The following is an 18,001-nucleotide window of genomic DNA, read 5'->3' on the forward strand; positions in this document are numbered from 1 at the left end:
GCGATTTCTGACCTGCTTGCAGCAAGATCAAATATGTAATCTTCCACTCGGTTGGAATCTGGTAAATCCGCTGCAACCTGAATATTCACCATGAAATTATTTGACCTTTCACTCACTTCCTACTCTAATACTGGCTTTCAGGTACATTTCAGAAGCTTGTCCCATGCATCCAAAAGTTGTTCTACTCGACCTCGAAAATAATTTTCCGACGGCCAAGTTACTGCGTGAAATTGTGACGCATTATTCCAGCCTGTATCTGTTTAATTGTGCCGGAACATTTGAATTTTCATTAGAAGATTTAACCGAGCTGGCCGGCTGGATTGCGAGTGGACAGATCATCATTCTGGATACACCTGAATCGCCCCAGAAAGAATATGAATATGCGGTCATTGTCGGTCAGCTGATGGCGTTGTTGGAGCCGGAAACCGAAGTCGAGTTGATCTCGGCGATGGACAGCAGCGAGATGTTGCAGCAGATGCTGCAAGCCTCTGATATTAAATGTAGCCTGATTCAGATTCAGCCCGATGAAGTCTCTATTCCAGCAGAGCATGTTAAAAATTACCTGCCTAGTCTGGAGGCGATCCGCAACAAACCGGCCTTGCAACTGGTGAAAAAGTACTGTGATGCTCTAGGGAAAATGAGTGGTAAGCCAAATACCTTGGAAACCTTAAAAAATTCAGTTGCCAATATTCTGCACGTCATGCCCGTGAAGGCCCAGCATGTGGTCGGCATGCTGATTAACCTGAAAATTGTCAAACGCTATGATGAGCAGATCAGCTTCCGTAAAAAAGTCCTGAAACAGTGGCTACAGCTCAATCTGGATGAACAAGATCCGCTTGAAAATCCAAAACTGGATCAGGTCATGTCCCGGCTCAAAGTTGATGATGCTCCAGTTGAAGCATTGCAAACTCCAATTCAGTCAGCCCAGCAAGACCTGTTTAAAAACTTTAACCGGATTGATCCAGTGCAACTGGAAGTCGCACGTAAACTGCGCGAACTTCAGGGCGACAAACCCAAGGATATTTATGAATTACGTGATTTGCTAGAGCAGCTCTTTCCTCAATCGGATATCCGTCTGCTGCTGAAAGAGCTAATTGAGAAGGGTTATATTTACTGGAATGGTCACGAAGTTTTATATAGTCATGAAATGTTCTTGAATTAATTTTATCGTGCAAACTTGCGTTTTATATTGTGCTTATGCAACTCTAATAATAGAACATAAAGGTTGAACTATGGAAAACACTGGAATTTGGGTAGCGGTGATCATCATCATTTTTGTCATGGGGTCAATTTTTGGCTTACGTGTCAGCCCAAGAGAAAAAGCGCTTGGCATCATGCGTGACAAAGCCCGCAAAATGGGTCTGCATCCACGTTTGGTGGTTGCACCCGACTGGACCAAAATTCCAAAGGCCACTGAAAGTCGTGCCAGTATGGTTGCGTACTACAGCGTACTCATGCCAGATGCGCGTTTACCCTTGATGCGTGCCCGTGTTGTCGATAATAAACTCGAAATTGTGCAGGGTGATGAGAAATTTAAAGATTTTCCCATTGCATTAAAAGGCATTTATGCTATTGATATGCAGGCCAACTGTGTCGGATTGTATTGGGATGAACATGCTGATTTAAGAGCAGCCCAACTCAACGATATCAAAGCACTATTACACGCTTTGGCTGAACTTTAATTTAGAAATAAACAGGATTAACGGTTAATTATGGCGAACGCTCCTCGGTCCACATCAAAAAGCAGCACAGCAAAGTCTCCCGACGCTGGAAGTAAGCGTGCCTTAGTGATTGTGGAGTCGCCTGCAAAAGCGAAAACAATCAATAAGTACCTTGGTCCAAACTACATCGTAAAATCATCAGTCGGTCATGTCCGTGACTTGCCAACAGGCGGCTCTGCCAAATCGACAGAGAAAAAGCCGGCGACACGCACCAAACTGACAGATGAACAGAAAGCTGAAAAATCACAGAATGCGTTGATTAACCGCATGGGTGTCGATCCGGAACATGACTGGAAAGCCAAATACGAAGTGCTTCCTGGCAAAGAACATGTGGTTGCCGAACTGAAAAAACTGGCAGCGCAAGTCGATGAAGTCTATCTGGCAACGGATATGGACAGGGAAGGGGAAGCGATTGCCTGGCATTTAAAAGAAGTGATTGGCGGCGATGAGTCACGTTATCAACGTGTGGTCTTCAACGAAATTACCAAAAATGCCATTCAGGAAGCCTTTAAGCATCCTTCACGTCTGGACACCAATAAAGTCAATGCCCAGCAGGCACGCCGTTTTCTGGACCGCGTGGTCGGCTTCATGATTTCACCACTCTTGTGGGAAAAGATTGCCCGTGGCCTGTCAGCCGGCCGTGTACAGTCGGTTGCGGTGAAACTGGTGGTTGAGCGCGAACGTGAAATTCGGGCCTTTATTCCTGAAGAATACTGGCAGGTGTTTGCCGATACCAAATCGAAAAAAGATGACATCCGTCTGGAAGCAGTCAAGCAACATGGCAAGACTTTAAAGCTTCGTAATAAAGACGAAACGGATGCACTTTTAAACCTGATTAAAGATGCGGATTATACCGTTTCTGCCCGTGAAGATAAGCCAACCAAAGTCAATCCAAGCGCGCCCTATATCACGTCAACGTTGCAACAGGCGGCCAGTACCCGTCTCGGTTTTTCTGTGAAGAAAACCATGATGCTGGCACAGCGCCTGTATGAAGCCGGTTTCATTACCTATATGCGTACCGACTCGACCTTCCTGAGTGATGATGCGGTAAGCATGGTCCGTGGCCATATCGAATCAGAATTTGGTGAGAAGTACCTGCCGGCCAAACCCAACCGCTATGGCAATAAAGCCGGCGCGCAAGAAGCGCATGAGGCAATCCGTCCATCTACTGTGAGTCTCAAAGGTGACAGTCTGGTCGGTGTGGAGCGTGATGCACAGCGTCTCTATGACTTGATCTGGCGCCAGTTTGTGGCCTGTCAGATGACACCGGCTGAATACCTGTCTTCAACCATTTTAGTCAATGCCAATGGCGTAGAACTGAAAGCCAAAGGCCGGACGCTGGTCTTTGATGGTTTTACCCGGGTGCGTGGTGCCAACAAAGCGGATGACGATATTCTATTACCGGCAGTGAAAGTCGGTGAAGTGCTGAAACTTCAGAAGCTTGATCCATCTCAACATTTCACCAAGCCACCAGCTCGTTTTACTGAAGCCTCACTGGTCAAAGAACTCGAGAAAAAAGGCATTGGCCGTCCATCGACCTATGCTGCAATTATCTCGACCATTCAGGATCGTGGTTATGTGAAGCTCGATAACCGTCGTCTCTTTGCCGAGAAGATGGGTGAGATCGTCACCGACCGTCTGGATGAAAACTTCAATAACCTGATGAACTACGCCTTTACCGCAGATCTTGAAGGTCAGCTGGATAAGGTGGCAGATGGTGAACGTAATTGGAAAGAGCTGTTAGACAGCTTCTACGGCGATTTCAAGCAGCGTTTGACTACGGCACAAGGTGAGAACGGTATGCGCCGTAATCAGCCAGTGGAAGTGGATGCGGTACATTGTAAAGAATGTGAGCGCCCAATGCAGATTCGTACCGGAACCACAGGCGTTTTCCTGGGCTGTTCTGGTTATAACCTGCCACCGAAAGAACGTTGCAAGGGAACCTTGAACCTGACCCCAGTCGAGTCTTTGGCTGCACTGTCTGATGATGATGCGGCCGAAACCGCTGACCTGATGTCGAAGAAACGTTGTCCGGTGTGTGAAACGGCAATGGACAGCTATGTGATTGATGGCGGTCGTAAACTGCATGTTTGTGGCAATAACCCGGACTGTGATGGTTATGAACTCGAAGAAGGAGAGTTCAAGATCAAAGGTTATGATGGCCCAACCATTCCATGCGACAAATGTGATGGCGAAATGCAGCTTAAAACGGGTCGTTTTGGTCCATACTTCGCCTGCAACAGTTGTGACAATACCCGTAAAGTATTAAAGAGTGGTCAGCCGGCACCTCCGCGTGTCGATCCGATCAAGATGGAACATTTGCGCTCGACCAAGCACGATGACTTCTTTGTGCTGCGTGATGGTGCGGCCGGTTTATTTTTGGCTGCCAGCAAGTTCCCGAAAGTACGTGAAACACGGGCACCGAAAGTTGCCGAGATTCGCTCTGTGGCTGAACAGCTAGATCCGAAATATCAGTTTATCTTGCAAGCGCCTGATGCAGATCCGGAAGGTAACCCGACTTTGGTGAAATTCAGTCGCAAGAACCAATCGCAATATATTGGCTCTGAAAATGCGGAAGGCAAGCAAACCAAATGGTCTCTGGTTTACCAGGATGGAAAATGGGTTGAAGCCTAAATAAAGTTTAAACTTGAAAAAAATGCTGACGAAAGTCGGCATTTTTTATTTATGATGTGTCGATATTTTAAAAAAAATAAATAAGGTTGCTTGGGGATATGTGGAAAAAGATTCGGATTCTGATTTTATTAAGTATTTTATTGATCGTTGCAGTCAATGCCTATCGTGATCAAAATCAGAACTGGTCAAAGCCGGTCATGGTTCTGTTGCATCCGATTAATGCAGATGGATTACCGACCACACAGCAATACATCCAGCAACTGTCAGTTCAGGATCTAGAAACGGCAAGAGACTTTCTACAAAAATCAGCACAGCAATATCGGAATCAACCCACTTATTTTTATTTTAATTTGGGTCGTGAGCTTAAAGTTTTACCGCCTAAAGTCCCTGAGCAGGCCTCAATTTTCGATACTGTTGTATGGAGTTTAAAGTTTCGATTTTATGCCTGGAAACAGCAACAAAGTTCGGACCCTTCTGCCAGTCTGACCCTGTTTTTAAATTATTATGATCCGGCACAAACCCGGCAATTAAAGCATTCAACTGCCTTGCAAAAAGGCCGGATTGGTTCGGTCAACCTGTTTGCCTCTCAAAAGCAGTCTGAACAAAATAAAATTGTTTTGGTACATGAGTTACTGCATGCCTTTGGTGCCAGTGATAAATATGATCTGGCCACAGGTCAGCCGATTTATCCAATAGGTTATGCATTTCCAGATCAGCAACCTGTGTTCCCACAAGCCAAGGCAGAACTGATGGCAGGACATATCCCGCTGTCCGAAACCACGAGTAAAATGCCGGGATCTCTGGATCAGACCCTGATTAATGAGATCACAGCAATTGAGTTGGGCTGGAAATAAAGACTTGTAGATTCTCTTGGATTTATCCAGAATCTAGACTTTATTGATAGATAAAAATAACCATATGCCGCTTACTTTTGTTCTTGCTCCAGATTCCTTTAAAGAAAGTATGAGTGCTGAACAAGCCTGTCAGGCCATGCAGCGTGGCATTCAAAACGTGTTGCCTGATGCTTTGTGCATTCATGTTCCTATGGCGGATGGAGGGGAAGGCACTGTCGATACACTGATCTCAAGTTCAAAAGGACAGCGCATTCCCTGTGAAGTGACCGGCCCATTGCCTGATCAGCGCATCCAGACGTATTTTGGCGTAATTGATGCAGGAAAAACCGCAATCATTGAAATGGCCAAAGCCAATGGCATAGATCTGCTGGAAGCTGCAAGGCGTAATCCTCTGCTGACCTCAACCTGTGGCACAGGAGAAATGATCAAGTCTGCGCTCGATTTAGAGGCCAGTAAAATCATCATTGGCTTGGGTGGCAGTGTGACGAACGATGCCGGTGCGGGAATGGCACAGGCTTTAGGCGCTCGGTTTTTAGATGCCCAAGGATTAGAAATACAGGCTTGCGGTGGAAACCTAGATCAAATCATAGCAATTGATTTATCCGAACTGGATTCACGGCTGGCGGATATTGAAATTATCATTGCATCGGATGTGAATAATCCGCTGTGTGGACCCAATGGTGCTTCAGCGATCTTTGGCCCACAAAAAGGTGCGACACCGGAAATGGTCAAGCAACTGGATCAAAACCTCAGTCATTTCGCCGATCTGGTTGCTCGGCACATTGGACGTGATCATCGTCATGTTGCAGGTGCGGGTGCGGCAGGTGGACTCGGTTTTGGCTTAATGGCATTCACAGCTGCTTCTATTCGATCAGGTGTGGAACTCATCATTCAGCAGACAGATTTAGCCAATAAAATAGCTCAAGCCGATTATGTTCTGACTGGTGAAGGCAAGCTTGATCAGCAAACTAAATTAGGCAAAACCCCATTTGGCGTGGCACAAGTAGCACAAAAATTCAATAAACCGGTGCTTGCATTTGCTGGACTGGTGGGGGATGGGATTGAGTCACTATATGAGTCTGGATTTAGTCAGATTATCGGGATTAATCCACCAGATTGTAGCCGGGAAGAAGCCTTAAAAAATGCGGAAGTGAATCTGGAAAAAGCAGTGTCCAAAACAATTAAAAATATTGAGGAACAGCGTATTTAGTTTTCTTTTACAAGATCGTCATTGCTGCACAAGCTTTACGTAATGGCAGATAATAATGCATAAGCAGATCTTGCTTTTCATGAATGAGAAGCACTGCTTCGCAAGGTAACAAAAATCCTTTGCTGGATTGAGGAAATATCCCTCTATCTCAATCCAGCAGACGGCATCCATGCTGTCGACCCTCTAGCAAACAAATCAAGAGATAAAATTTGCTGCTGTTTCAGGGCGGATGAAAAGCCATAATTATAAGAGCGATCTGCTAAACTACAGCCATCCACAAAACGATGAGTGAAAATGAGTTTAGCCAACCTGATTGATGAATTAAATCCCCAACAAAAGCAAGCAGCGACCACAGAAGCAAAACACAGTTTGGTGCTGGCCGGGGCAGGTTGTGGCAAAACCAAAACCATCGTGGCACGCGCAGCTTACTTGATTGAGCAGGGTGTGCCTGCCAACCAGATTCAGATTCTGACTTTTACCCGCCGTGCAGCCAGTGAAATTGTGGCGCGTGTCGAACTGGCACTTGGTGAAGAAGCCAAGGGACTGCGAGCCTCGACCTTTCATACCTTTTGTATGTATCTGCTGCGCCGTATTCCGAAAGCTTTTGGTCTGGAACAGTTTTCGATTATTGATCGTGATGATCAGTTGATGATGTTCCGTCTGATTCGGGGTCGTGATGACAAAAAAAATCCCAATCATCTGCCCAAGCCACAAGAACTCTGCGATTTATATTCCTTTGCACGTAATACTCGGCAGAAGCTCAGTCTCGCGCTGGAAAAGCAGATGCCGGAATATTTGGCGCTGAAAGATCAAATTGCCGAGATCATGAAGGAATATGAAGCACGCAAACAGGCGCGCAGTTTTCTGGATTATGACGATATTCTGGCGGTGGTGGCGACAGCTTTGGCACAATCAGAAGGCTTGGTCGATTATGTGGCTTCAATCTGTCGACATATGCTGGTCGATGAAATGCAGGATACCAATCCATTGCAATGGGCTTTGTTGGAGCCACTGAAAGACCGGATTAGCCTGTTCTGTGTCGGTGATGATGCTCAATCGATTTATGGTTTCCGTGGTGCCGATTTTGAAAATATTCATCATTTCAAAGAACGGGTACCAGATGCGCAGATTTTTAAACTGGAAAAAAACTACCGCTCGACCCAGGAAATTCTGGATCTGTCCAACTGGCTGCTGGATCAGTCTGAAATCAAATATGACAAACGTCTGGAAGCTTATCGTGGCGAGGGCCTAAAGCCGCGCATGCATATATTTCCGAATGAGTTTGATGAAGCCAAATGGATCGCAATTGATATTAAAGAGCGTCATTATCTACAGGGCAGCAAATGGGGCGAACATATGGTACTGGTGCGTTCCAGTTTTGCCGCGCGGCATATTGAAGCAGCCTGTATCGCGGCCAATGTACCGTATCGATTTATTGGCGGTATGAAGCTGCTGGAAACGGCACATGTCAAAGATTTGCTCAGCATGCTGCGTGTGGTCGCCAATCCGCTGGATGATATCGCCTGGATGCGTTTCTTGACCCTGTGGAATGGTGTCGGTGATGTCGGTGCAAGCAAGCTGGCGCAACACATTCTGCTGGAACCTGAAATCGATAAAATCTCCGATAAACTGGAGAAATTTGGCAAGATACCTCTAAATGCGATTCTGATCATGAAGCAGATGAGCGTGCTGAAAGGCGAAGTGCAGGCTTGTGTCAGTCTTGCGATTCAGGCAATTGAAACACAACTGGCAGAGAACTATAAAAAAGACTGGCCACGTCGTCAGGGTGATTTTGAACTGGTGAAACAACTGGCCTCCAAGCACTCACAGCTGAGTGAATTTTTAGAGGAATATGTGCTCGATCCAGTGTCGATTTCGGAAATTGAACGCCAGTCCGATCATGATGTGGTGACGCTGATTACCATTCACTCGGCAAAAGGTACCGAGCAAAATGTCTGTTATGTGGCCAATGTTACGCCGGGGAATTACCCGCATGCACGTGCTCAGGGCGACTTTGATGATGTCGAAGAAGAGCGTCGTGTGCTGTATGTAGCACTGACCCGGGCAAAAAATGAATTAATTCTGACCAAACAGAACCTGAATCATTGGGCGCGGGAAACGGTCGATGAGCAGGGGCGTAAAGTCGAAAGTTATTTCCTGAATGATCTCACCCGGCATTTATGCACTACAGAAACCCATTACAAAACCCGGCAGCAAACCGTCAAAAGTGCCTTGATTGAACGTCAATCGATTAATTTAGATTTTGGCATTGATCTCGATTAAACTATAGCAAAGTTGTTGCATACAAAAAGTAGAGTAGGCGCGTGCTTTTTGATATTTTTTGCCTATCTTCTTAAGGTTATCAGATGAAAATTTTAGTTCGTAATTTAGAACGTACGGTCACAGAAGCCGAGTTGCTGAAGTTGTTCCAGGAATATGGCACAGTGAATACTTGTACTTTGGTGCTCGATGCGGCAACCGGGAAATCAAAAGGTTTTGCCTTTGTAGAAATGCCGCATGCACGTGAAGCCATCAAAGCCATTAAAGGCCTGAATACTTTGCGTTTGCACGGACATGGAATCCGGGTAAAACAAGCAGAAGATAAGCCCGAGGCTTAAACTGGAAAAGGAGCACTTGATATGCTCCTTTTTTATGGCTGAAATTTAGCCTTGTTGTGCTCATGGTTGTACTCGTGCAGGCAGTTAGATTTTCTGGATTTCAGTACTGGATGGATTCAGTTTAAACATGTTTTGATTGCGAAATGAAAGCGAACCTTTTACTTTATAAAAGCCAAAATTTGTTTAAAACCTTAGGAAATATCAATGACCCGTGTTGCTCGCTATCATGCGGACCGTACCAATCAAAAACTGTATTTTGCCCGTCTTGCCTGTCAGCAGGCAGAGCAAACCGAGCATGTGCAACAGGCTCAGGCACAACGTGAGGCGACTGTGTTTCATTTGCATGGCGCTTTATTGGCATTTTTGCAGGAACTGGTGCGTTACTATCGCCTGAATGATGCCAATCCGACGTTAAAATCGATCGAAGAACTAATGGCAGCCAAAGGCCAGATTTCACCCGAAGTAGCCGTATTACAACACTTATCCAAGAGCGGTTTCATTGCTGAACTAAAACGTGCGTATCGTCTGTGCCAGTATGCGCCTGAACCGAGTACACCGGAACCCGAAGACGAAACCTCCTCAAATCTCATCATTAAAGTCACACAGTCTCCACAAGCATGGTTACCTGATCCTGCTATATTAAGAGAATGGCATCGTGACTTGACACAACTCATCGATGGTTTTCGCAATGAGATGATTGAATTTTAATCGGATCGACCGTACTTGAAATTAGAATTTTTAACCCTATATCAATTACTCTAATGATGCAAAGTGCACCCGGCTCTTTGCCACCATGTTGAACATGGAGGATATATGTCTATAGAACAGTTGAAAGACTTATTTGGTAATCAAGACGCGATTTTAGAACTCGTTCAACTTGAAGGTGGTGCCTTGGCTTTACGCAATGCAGGTTCGCATAAACAGCCTTTGGTCATGATTCAATTTAATGATGAGGTGAAAGCTCTACTTGGAGAGCAGACGCCTGTGATTGCGCAACAGATGATTCAGGCAGCACTCTATGGTTTGCTGGAACAGCAGGTCAATGAATGGCAGGCTGAAGTCGTAGATGAAGAGCCGAAGTATATGAGTTAAGATTACAATGTATTCAAAAGCACACTATCGGTGTGCTTTTTGATTTTAAAGGGTTGGGGAATAAGTTAGATTTTAAGTACGAGCTCAAGGTGAGTTTCAAGAAATGAAAACCTCGTTTCTTTGATTTTACTCCTGATGATTTGAAGTCAGCTTATTACAAAAAATCTTGTGATTATGCATAAAAAAAGTTGCCACATTGGGCAACTTTTTTTATGCAGAGAGATTAATGAGAAGGGGGATGCTGATGCGCAATTTCGATCTGGTTTAAAATATGATTACTCATATTTTTCGCCATTTCTTCTTTGGCATAATACACCGCGCCGATATTATCACGACGGATCGCTTCAGCTTCTTCCTTGCTTTCGGCACAGACCAATACCTGAATTTTCGGATTCAAGGTCTTGGCAATATCTACAATTTTATGAATATCGATGATATCCATAGGGGAAATGACCAGTAAGCGCGCATGTTGAATATGCGCCTGGATCAAAACACCGGCTTCAGTCGCAGCGCCTGAAACCGCGGCAATACCTTTTTCACGCAGATTTTCGACAATATCGCGGTTTTCTTCTGCAATAACCACCTTGATATTTTCTTCCATTAATGAGCGGGTAATACGACGACCCACTTCACCATGACCAATCAGCACCACCTGATCACGCAAGTAATCCTGTGAAACTTCATCGGGTAACATTGCCAATGGATCACCACTGCGTTCCAGTAAGCGTGCCAGGGTCGAGCGTTCCCGAATCCATTTTTGTACCGGTTCAATCGCGGAGAAGATAAAGGAATTAAGAGTGATCGAGATCAATGCACCCGCCAGAATCAGGTTTTGACCTTCTAGTGAAAGCAGATTCAGTGACACCCCAAGTGCTGCCAAAATAAATGAAAATTCACCAATCTGTGCCAGCGAAGCGCCAACAGTCAGCGCGGTATTGATTGGATAGCGGAAGAACAATACCAGTGCCATTGCTGCAAGAGTTTTACCAATCAGAATAATGCCGACGACTGTCAGCACATGGAGTGGCTGTTCCAGTAAAATACGCGGATCAAACAGCATGCCGACAGAAACAAAGAATAAGATTGAGAAGATTTCACGCAGCGGCAAGGTTTCTTGTTCCGCGCGATGACTGAAATCTGACTCTTTCACCACCATCCCGGCAAAGAAAGCCCCCAGCGCCATAGATACCCCAAAAACCTTATAGGCCCCAAAGGCAATCGAGATGGCCGCAGCGACCACAGTCAGGGTAAACAGCTCACGAGAACCCAGACGTGCCACGACTTGGATGATCATCGGCACCAGACGTTTACCAATAATCAGCATAAAGGCAATAAAGCCTGCGACTTTCAGCAGGGTAATGCCTAAAGTGGCCCAGATATTTTCATCGCTCGCACCTTCAAGTGCTTGTCCGCCTAGAAGTAAGGCAGTGGCCGGCAATAATACCAAGGCCAAGACCATGACCAGATCTTCGACCAAAAGCCAACCGACGGCAATCCGGCCATTAATTGAATCGAGCAGACCACGATCACCGAGTGCTTTGAGTAGAACCACCGTACTGGCACAGGATAGGCTTAAACCGAATACGAGCGCAGAGCCAAAGCTCCAGCCCCATAACATCGAGACTCCCACTCCGAGCAGAGTGGCGACTGCAATTTGCAAAATTGCACCGGGCAATGCAATCCGCCGCACCTGCATCAGATCACTTAGCGAGAAATGCATCCCGACCCCGAACATCAGGAACATGACACCTAATTCTGCCAGCTGGTTGGCCAGATGAATATCGCCGACCACACCGGGTGTATTGGGACTAATCAGAATGCCGGCCACCAGATAGCCGATAAGTGGAGGGAGGCGCAGACGTGCAGCGATATAGCCAAAAACCAGGGCTAAGCCAAAACCAACAGCCAATAATATAATGAGTTCTACGTCATGTGGCACTAAATACTCCTTTAGTTAGGTTTGCTGGGAAATAAGCACAAAAAGTGCCAAAACATGTAGAAAGTTTATCAAGTGGGGTAAAAAAAATGCAAAAAAAAACGACCTGAAAGGGTCGTTTTTTTTAAAAAGCCAAAATTATTTGATTTTAGCTTCTTTGAAGATTACGTGTTGACGGATTTTTGGATCAAATTTTTTGATTTCCATTTTTTCCGGCATAGTACGTTTGTTCTTAGTCGTGGTATAGAAATAACCTGTACCAGCTGAAGAAACTAAGCGAATTTTATCACGCATGGTTCAGACTCCTTAGATCTTTTGACCTTGAGCACGTAGGTCAGCAACAACCTTTTCAATGCCCAATTTGTCGATAATACGCATACCTTTAGTGGTTAAACGAAGACGTACAAAACGTTTTTCGCTTTCTAACCAGAAACGGTGGTGGTGCAGGTTCGGCTCGAACCGGCGTTTAGTTTTGTTGTTGGCGTGTGAGACGTTGTTACCAACGACTGGACGCTTGCCGGTAACTTGGCAAACCTTAGACATGGTGTAACTCCATTGATTTAGCCAACAGCAAATCTGTATGGCCAGTCAAAAATAAACGGATTGAAATCATTCAAGGGGCGTTTTATATCAAAAATGCGCTTAAAAGACAAGCGATTTTCGTCAAAACGCAGCACGAGCTATATCGATAGCTCATGCCTTGATCATTTAACGGAGAAGTGTCTTCGAAATCAGCTTGTGAATCGGTTTATTGAACGGCGGCAGAATGTATTTCAAGCTATACAGCTTGGGATTCGACATTACCGAGCGTTCATGCGACAAACTGAAGAAGCCTTCTGGACCGTGATATTTCCCCATACCTGATGCACCGACACCCCCAAATGGTAGATCGTCTTGTGCAACATGGGTTAATACCGTATTTTGCCCGAAATGCCCTGAATGGGTACGCTGTGCGACATAATCGGCACGCGCTTGATCAAAGTCGAAGTAGTATAAAGCAAGTGGGCGTGGACGGCTATTAATAAAGTCGATAACTTCATCAATTTGATCATATTCCATGATTGGCAGCAGTGGACCAAAGATTTCATGCTGCATGATCTGCATGCTTGGTGTGACATTGGTCACAATGGTGGGGGCAATTTTACGCAGATCAGCGGAATTTTCATGGCGCGGATTGATTTCAATAACATGAGCACCCTGTTCACGTGCATCATCCAGATAGCCTTGCAGACGGTTGTACTGTTTGTCATTCACAATCGAGGTGTAATCCTGATTATGGGTGATATCCGGATACATACTTTCTACGCAGGCTTTAAAATGATCAATAAATTCTGCCGTCTTGCCACGAGGCAGGAACATATAGTCCGGTGCGACACAGGTTTGACCGGCATTCCAGAGTTTGCCCACCGCAATCCGCTGTGCGACATCACGCAGATCAATTGATGGATGTACCAGGACTGGAGACTTGCCCCCGAGTTCCAGAATCACCGGAACCAGATTTTCTGCTGCGGCTGCCATCACGGTTTTACCCACAGCAGTCGAGCCGGTAAAAATCATTTTGTCGAAGGCTAGACGACAGAAGGCATCTGAGATCACACCGCCACCATTAACCACTGCGACCAGTTCTTTCGGAAAGGCTTCTGCCAAGGCTTTTTCAAGCACTTCACCAAACGCAGCCGATGCGCTAGAAATCTTGATCATGGCGTGGTTGCCGGCAGCCAATGCACAAATGAGTGGGCCAATGGACAGCAACAATGGATAGTTCCACGGTGCAATAATCCCAATCACGCCCAAAGGCTGATATTGCACCCAAGCTTTGGCCGGTTGATGAATAATGCCGACATGACGCTTGGAGGGTTTCATCCATCGGGTCAAGTTTTTGCTATAATATTTGATATGTTCCAGACAGGTGAGCAGTTCACCAATTTTGGTTTCCCCAATCGAGCGGTTACCATAATCCTGATTAATTGCCTCTGCAAATTGATCTTGATACTTAACTAAGATACGCTTAAGTCGAGCTAAACGATCGATGCGTTCCTTTGCCGTCGGCAAAGGATAGTTTAAGTAAGCATGTTTTTGTTGTGCCAAAAGCTCATTTAAGTATTGGCCATCAAAAAAATGTGGTGTCATTGATATTGTTTTTGTGTGACTGTTCATGCCGCACTACCATTATTCAAAAATCGATTAATTAATTTTTAGAGCAAATACTCTAATTAGTCAAGTGACTTTGTGTGTTAGCCTGCTAATGCACGAACTGAATGGTTATTTTAGGATGTCCCAAACCAAAACCTTAAAAACTAAAGAGCGTATCTTGCAGCTCAGTTTGCAGCTGTTCAATGAACGTGGCGAACGCTCTGTGACCACCAATCATATTGCGGCTGAACTCGGGATGAGCCCTGGTAACCTGTATTATCATTTCCGTAATAAGAATGAAATTATTAAAGAACTGATGGAGGAGTACCAGCAGCAAACTCTGGAAATGCTGGCGCTGCCGGATGATCGTGCTCTGGATGCCAATGACAAGATTCATTATTTTCAGGTACTGAGCAGTCAGCTGTGGGCTTATCGTTTCCTGCATCGCGATGTCTATCATCTGGTCGAAAATAACGAAGATTTCCGCAAGATGTATCCACGCTTTGCCGGCGAGGTGATGCAGCAAGGTCAGAAAATCTATAAGGCTTTTGTGAATGCTGGCTTGATGGACATGACCGATTCAGAAATTGAAGCACTGATCATTAACCTGTGGATTGTACTGACCAACTGGACCAACTTCCTATATATGTCAGGTCATCTGACCGATTCCAATACGCTGGAAGAAAAATGGGTCTGGCAGGCACTCCGTCAAATGGTGTTCCTGGAAGGGGCCTATTTACGCGGTGAAAGCCGTCAAACTTATGAAGGTTTGCTAAATAGCCTGGGTTCTTCGGAACTTTTTGCCAGCCTGTCATCTGCAAAAAACACAGAAGTCGAGTCGCCTATTCAGAATATTTCGGAAACGCGCTAGAATACTCGGCTTATTTTTAATTTAACTGATTAGTGACTTAAACCAACATGAATATGACGACTGCTAACACCGCACGTTTATTGATTACTTGTGAAGACAAGCCGGGCATCGTGCAGGCTGTTTCGAGCTTCTTGTATCATCAAGGTGCCAATATTACTGCGCTTGACCAATATGCGACAGCAGCGCAGGGCGGCCGTTACTTCATGCGCGTTGAATTTGAACTGGATCATCTGCAAAGCCGTAAAGAAAGCATTACCCAGACTTTTGCGGTAAATGTCGCAGAGCGTTATGGCATGCAATGGCGTCTGGCTCTGGTCAGCGATGTGAAGAAAGTCGGTATTTTGGTGTCTAAGGTCGATCATGCCTTGCTTGAGCTGTTATGGCGTCATGCCCGTGGTGGGTTGCCATGTGAAATTACCAAGGTGGTATCGAATCACGAGACTTTACGCGAAGCGGTTGAAAACTTTGGGATTCCATTTGAAGTGGTGCCGGTGACCAAAGACAACAAGCCTGAAGCCTATGCAGAAATTGACCAGTTAATGCAGGGCAATGACCTGTTGGTATTGGCACGTTATATGCAGATTCTAGATGAAGAATTTGTAAGTAAGTGGGAAATGAAAGTGATCAATATTCACCATTCATTCCTGCCCGCATTTGTCGGTGCAAATCCGTATAAGCAGGCGCATGAAAAAGGTGTCAAGCTGATCGGTGCGACTGCACACTATGTTACTGCCGATCTGGATCAGGGTCCGATCATCGAGCAGGACGTAGAACGTGTCAATCATGACTTTACCGTTGAACAGTTGCGTGAACTCGGTCAGGATGTAGAACGTAATGTACTGGCACGTGCAGTGAAATGGCATTTGGAAGACCGTATTATTGTCGATGGCAATAAAACTGTGGTGTTCCAATAAAACTTGCATCCCTATTTAAAAAGGCATACTTTTAGTGTGCCTTTTTTGTTTTGATGCAAAAAAAATCAGTGAAAGGCATGATTAGTAGTTGCAAATGAAAACACTTCTCATTTATTATTGGCGTACTTTAATTGTGCTAACCGATGAGCTTGATTGTTTGTTTCACATCATCTCCTCAAGGTAATAGATTTAATGAGTCAAGTTGCTGCTCCCATGCCACCTACACCGCCCAACAAGATGAAAAAGAAAGTCATCTCGATTCTGGCGGCCGTGTTCGTCGGACATGTGGGCCTATTGTGGGCAGTGAGCCAGATGGACGCACCGGAGCTCAAGCCTGTAGAGAAAGAGCCGCTTAAAGTGCGCTTTGTAAAATTGCAGGAAGCACCAAAACCTTTACCGCCAAAGCCGAAGGCCGAGCCACAAAAAGAGCCGCCTAGGCCCAAAGAAGTCAAAATTGTAGATAAACCGCTGCCACCACCACCAAAAAAAGTTGAAAAAATAGAACAGGTGAAGAAGGCAGAAGCACCTAAAGTCGTGAAAGCACCACCCGTTGAAGCTAAACCAACCCCAAGTCCGGTGGTACCGACAGTGGTCACCGAAACCAAAGTGCAACCGGCACCAGCTCCAGTCGCGCCACCTGCGCCTGTAGCACCGCCAGCACCTGCTGCGCCGCCATCACCAAAAAGTGTCTCGATTGGGGGTGGAGTGAGCTGGCAGCGCGCACCGAAAGTTTCCTTGTCTTCAGGTGAGTTAAGAGCGACTTGTTCGATGGTAGTCGATGTGGCGGCAAATGAGCAGGGTAAAGTGGTTTCTGCAACTGCACGAAATTCAAGTTGTAGCTCGGCAGTGAACCGTAAAGTTGAAGCAGCGGTACGCCGCGCGCAACTAACCAAATATGTGGAAAATGGTGTGGCTTATCCAACCCGGGTTGAGCAGCCTTTCGATTTTCAAATTACCAAATAACGGCTAACCCATTAGGAGTTCGAAGATGAACTTTTCAGTTTATTGGCAACACGCTGATGCAGTCAGTAAAACGCTGTATTTCGTGTTATTGGCAATGTCGATTGCGACATGGACCATTTTTGTGCTGCGTTTGATGGGCACTCGCCAGCTTAAACAAGTTGCTTATACCCAGCTGTCTCAAGCATTGGAGCAACTGAAAACCAAACTGGCTCCTTTGGGCTTTGAACAGCGTAAGGCAGTGGCAGAACAGGCATTGTTACGTCAGATTTCAGCAGAAAAAGCCAATGCCGAAAAAGGTGTATCAGTTCTGGGTACGATTGCTTCGATTTCACCATTTGTCGGTTTGTTTGGTACCGTGTGGGGTATTTTCCATGCGCTGGTTGCAGTGGGTAAAAGCGGTCAGGCTGGTCTGGCACAAGTGGCAACCCCAGTCGGTGAAGCCTTGATCATGACGGGTCTAGGCTTAGCCGTCGCGATTCCTGCGGTACTGGCTTATAACATCTGTGTGCGTTTCAATCGTGGTTTGGCGCATGAGTTACAAGATCAGGCACATGGCTTGTTGATTGACACCATGTTGCAACAGGAATCTGCTGCAAAAAAGTCTGATGAAAAAGTAACACAACAGAGTTTCGTGGGAGGTCAAGCTTAATGGCTTTTCAACTGGGTGAAGACAACGATGTAGGTATGAATGAGATGAACCTCATTCCCCTCATCGACATTATGTTGGTATTGATGATCATCTTCTTGGTGACAGCGACCGTTGCGAACCCATCAATTCCATTAACCTTGCCACAAACCACTGCGGAGATTATTGATCTGCCGCCTGAAAATGTCACAATCAGCATCAATGCGGAAGGTGAGATTGCCTGGAATGGCAATGTCCTGACCCTAGACGAATTGCAGACCCGTTTTAATGAAGCAGGTCAGACCGAACGTCAGCCGACGATTGTGCTGAAAGCAGATAAAGAATCCCGTTATGACACGGTAGCTCAAGTCATGTCGCGTGCGAGTGGAGCCGGACTCAGCGATATTGCCTTTGCAACCGATAACTAAGA

Annotated in this window: 18 protein-coding genes; 14 read left to right on the forward strand and 4 right to left on the reverse strand. The window is 45.7% G+C overall.

The window, feature by feature from the left end:
- Window positions 1-163: 163 nt before the first annotated feature.
- The 9 genes from FTU40_RS02750 (at window position 164) to FTU40_RS02790 (ending at window position 10,129) form a co-directional block, all read left to right on the forward strand.
- Entirely contained in the window at window positions 164-1,162 is a 999-nt protein-coding gene (locus FTU40_RS02750; RefSeq protein WP_005172818.1) for a hypothetical protein, read from the forward strand.
- A gap of 70 nt (window positions 1,163-1,232) precedes the next feature.
- Window positions 1,233-1,682 (forward strand): ammonium transporter, encoded by a 450-nt coding sequence (locus tag FTU40_RS02755; protein ID WP_100355802.1) that lies wholly within the window; start codon window positions 1,233-1,235, stop codon window positions 1,680-1,682.
- Between the two features lie 30 nt (window positions 1,683-1,712).
- Window positions 1,713-4,355 (forward strand): type I DNA topoisomerase, encoded by a 2,643-nt coding sequence (gene topA / locus FTU40_RS02760; RefSeq protein WP_180039694.1) that lies wholly within the window; start codon window positions 1,713-1,715, stop codon window positions 4,353-4,355.
- A 98-nt stretch (window positions 4,356-4,453) separates the two neighbouring features.
- Entirely contained in the window at window positions 4,454-5,209 is a 756-nt protein-coding gene (locus FTU40_RS02765) for a hypothetical protein (protein WP_005172813.1), read from the forward strand.
- Window positions 5,210-5,273: 64 nt separating this feature from the next.
- Complete coding sequence (locus tag FTU40_RS02770; RefSeq protein WP_180039696.1) at window positions 5,274-6,419, forward strand: glycerate kinase; 1,146 nt, start codon at window positions 5,274-5,276, stop codon at window positions 6,417-6,419.
- 294 nt (window positions 6,420-6,713) lie between these two features.
- Window positions 6,714-8,702: an ATP-dependent helicase gene (locus tag FTU40_RS02775; protein ID WP_180039698.1), complete on the forward strand. Its 1,989-nt coding sequence runs from the start codon at window positions 6,714-6,716 to the stop codon at window positions 8,700-8,702.
- Window positions 8,703-8,785: 83 nt separating this feature from the next.
- Entirely contained in the window at window positions 8,786-9,037 is a 252-nt protein-coding gene (locus tag FTU40_RS02780; protein WP_005095517.1) for an RNA-binding protein, read from the forward strand.
- Between the two features lie 204 nt (window positions 9,038-9,241).
- Window positions 9,242-9,745, forward strand: a complete 504-nt coding sequence (locus FTU40_RS02785; RefSeq protein WP_074383987.1) for a DUF6586 family protein — start codon at window positions 9,242-9,244, stop codon at window positions 9,743-9,745.
- Window positions 9,746-9,850: 105 nt separating this feature from the next.
- Complete coding sequence (locus FTU40_RS02790; RefSeq protein ID WP_004278462.1) at window positions 9,851-10,129, forward strand: hypothetical protein; 279 nt, start codon at window positions 9,851-9,853, stop codon at window positions 10,127-10,129.
- 223 nt (window positions 10,130-10,352) lie between these two features.
- Here the strand turns inward: FTU40_RS02790 and FTU40_RS02795 are convergent, their stop codons facing one another.
- The 4 genes from FTU40_RS02795 to FTU40_RS02810 form a co-directional block, all read right to left on the reverse strand.
- Entirely contained in the window at window positions 10,353-12,068 is a 1,716-nt protein-coding gene (locus FTU40_RS02795) for a cation:proton antiporter (protein WP_005172795.1), read from the reverse strand.
- 135 nt (window positions 12,069-12,203) lie between these two features.
- Entirely contained in the window at window positions 12,204-12,359 is a 156-nt protein-coding gene (rpmG, locus tag FTU40_RS02800; RefSeq protein WP_001205031.1) for a 50S ribosomal protein L33, read from the reverse strand.
- Window positions 12,360-12,371: 12 nt separating this feature from the next.
- A complete protein-coding gene (gene rpmB, locus FTU40_RS02805) occupies window positions 12,372-12,608 on the reverse strand; it encodes a 50S ribosomal protein L28 (protein ID WP_000048256.1) in 237 nt (78 codons plus the stop codon).
- 165 nt (window positions 12,609-12,773) lie between these two features.
- Window positions 12,774-14,222 carry a coniferyl aldehyde dehydrogenase gene (locus FTU40_RS02810; RefSeq protein ID WP_005172791.1) on the reverse strand — a complete coding sequence of 483 codons (1,449 nt, stop codon included), beginning with the start codon at window positions 14,220-14,222 and terminating at the stop codon, window positions 12,774-12,776.
- Between the two features lie 115 nt (window positions 14,223-14,337).
- Here FTU40_RS02810 and FTU40_RS02815 point away from each other — a divergent pair, with 115 nt between their 5' ends.
- The 5 genes from FTU40_RS02815 (at window position 14,338) to FTU40_RS02835 (ending at window position 17,999) form a co-directional block, all read left to right on the forward strand.
- Window positions 14,338-15,069, forward strand: coding sequence for a TetR/AcrR family transcriptional regulator (locus tag FTU40_RS02815; protein WP_034608773.1), 732 nt, complete (start codon window positions 14,338-14,340; stop codon window positions 15,067-15,069).
- 47 nt (window positions 15,070-15,116) lie between these two features.
- Entirely contained in the window at window positions 15,117-15,983 is an 867-nt protein-coding gene (purU, locus tag FTU40_RS02820) for a formyltetrahydrofolate deformylase (protein ID WP_005095527.1), read from the forward strand.
- 192 nt (window positions 15,984-16,175) lie between these two features.
- On the forward strand, window positions 16,176-16,946 hold the full coding sequence (locus tag FTU40_RS02825) for an energy transducer TonB (protein WP_180039700.1): 771 nt from the start codon (window positions 16,176-16,178) through the stop codon (window positions 16,944-16,946).
- Between the two features lie 25 nt (window positions 16,947-16,971).
- Window positions 16,972-17,595: a MotA/TolQ/ExbB proton channel family protein gene (locus tag FTU40_RS02830; protein ID WP_180039702.1), complete on the forward strand. Its 624-nt coding sequence runs from the start codon at window positions 16,972-16,974 to the stop codon at window positions 17,593-17,595.
- Window positions 17,595-17,999 (forward strand): biopolymer transporter ExbD, encoded by a 405-nt coding sequence (locus FTU40_RS02835; RefSeq protein WP_005172785.1) that lies wholly within the window; start codon window positions 17,595-17,597, stop codon window positions 17,997-17,999. Before FTU40_RS02830 ends, FTU40_RS02835 begins: the two co-directional genes overlap by 1 nt.
- The last annotated feature ends 2 nt before the right edge of the window (window positions 18,000-18,001 follow it).

Origin of the sequence: Acinetobacter sp. YH12100, assembly GCF_013419135.1 — a bacterium.
Lineage (GTDB): Bacteria > Pseudomonadota > Gammaproteobacteria > Pseudomonadales > Moraxellaceae > Acinetobacter > Acinetobacter pseudolwoffii.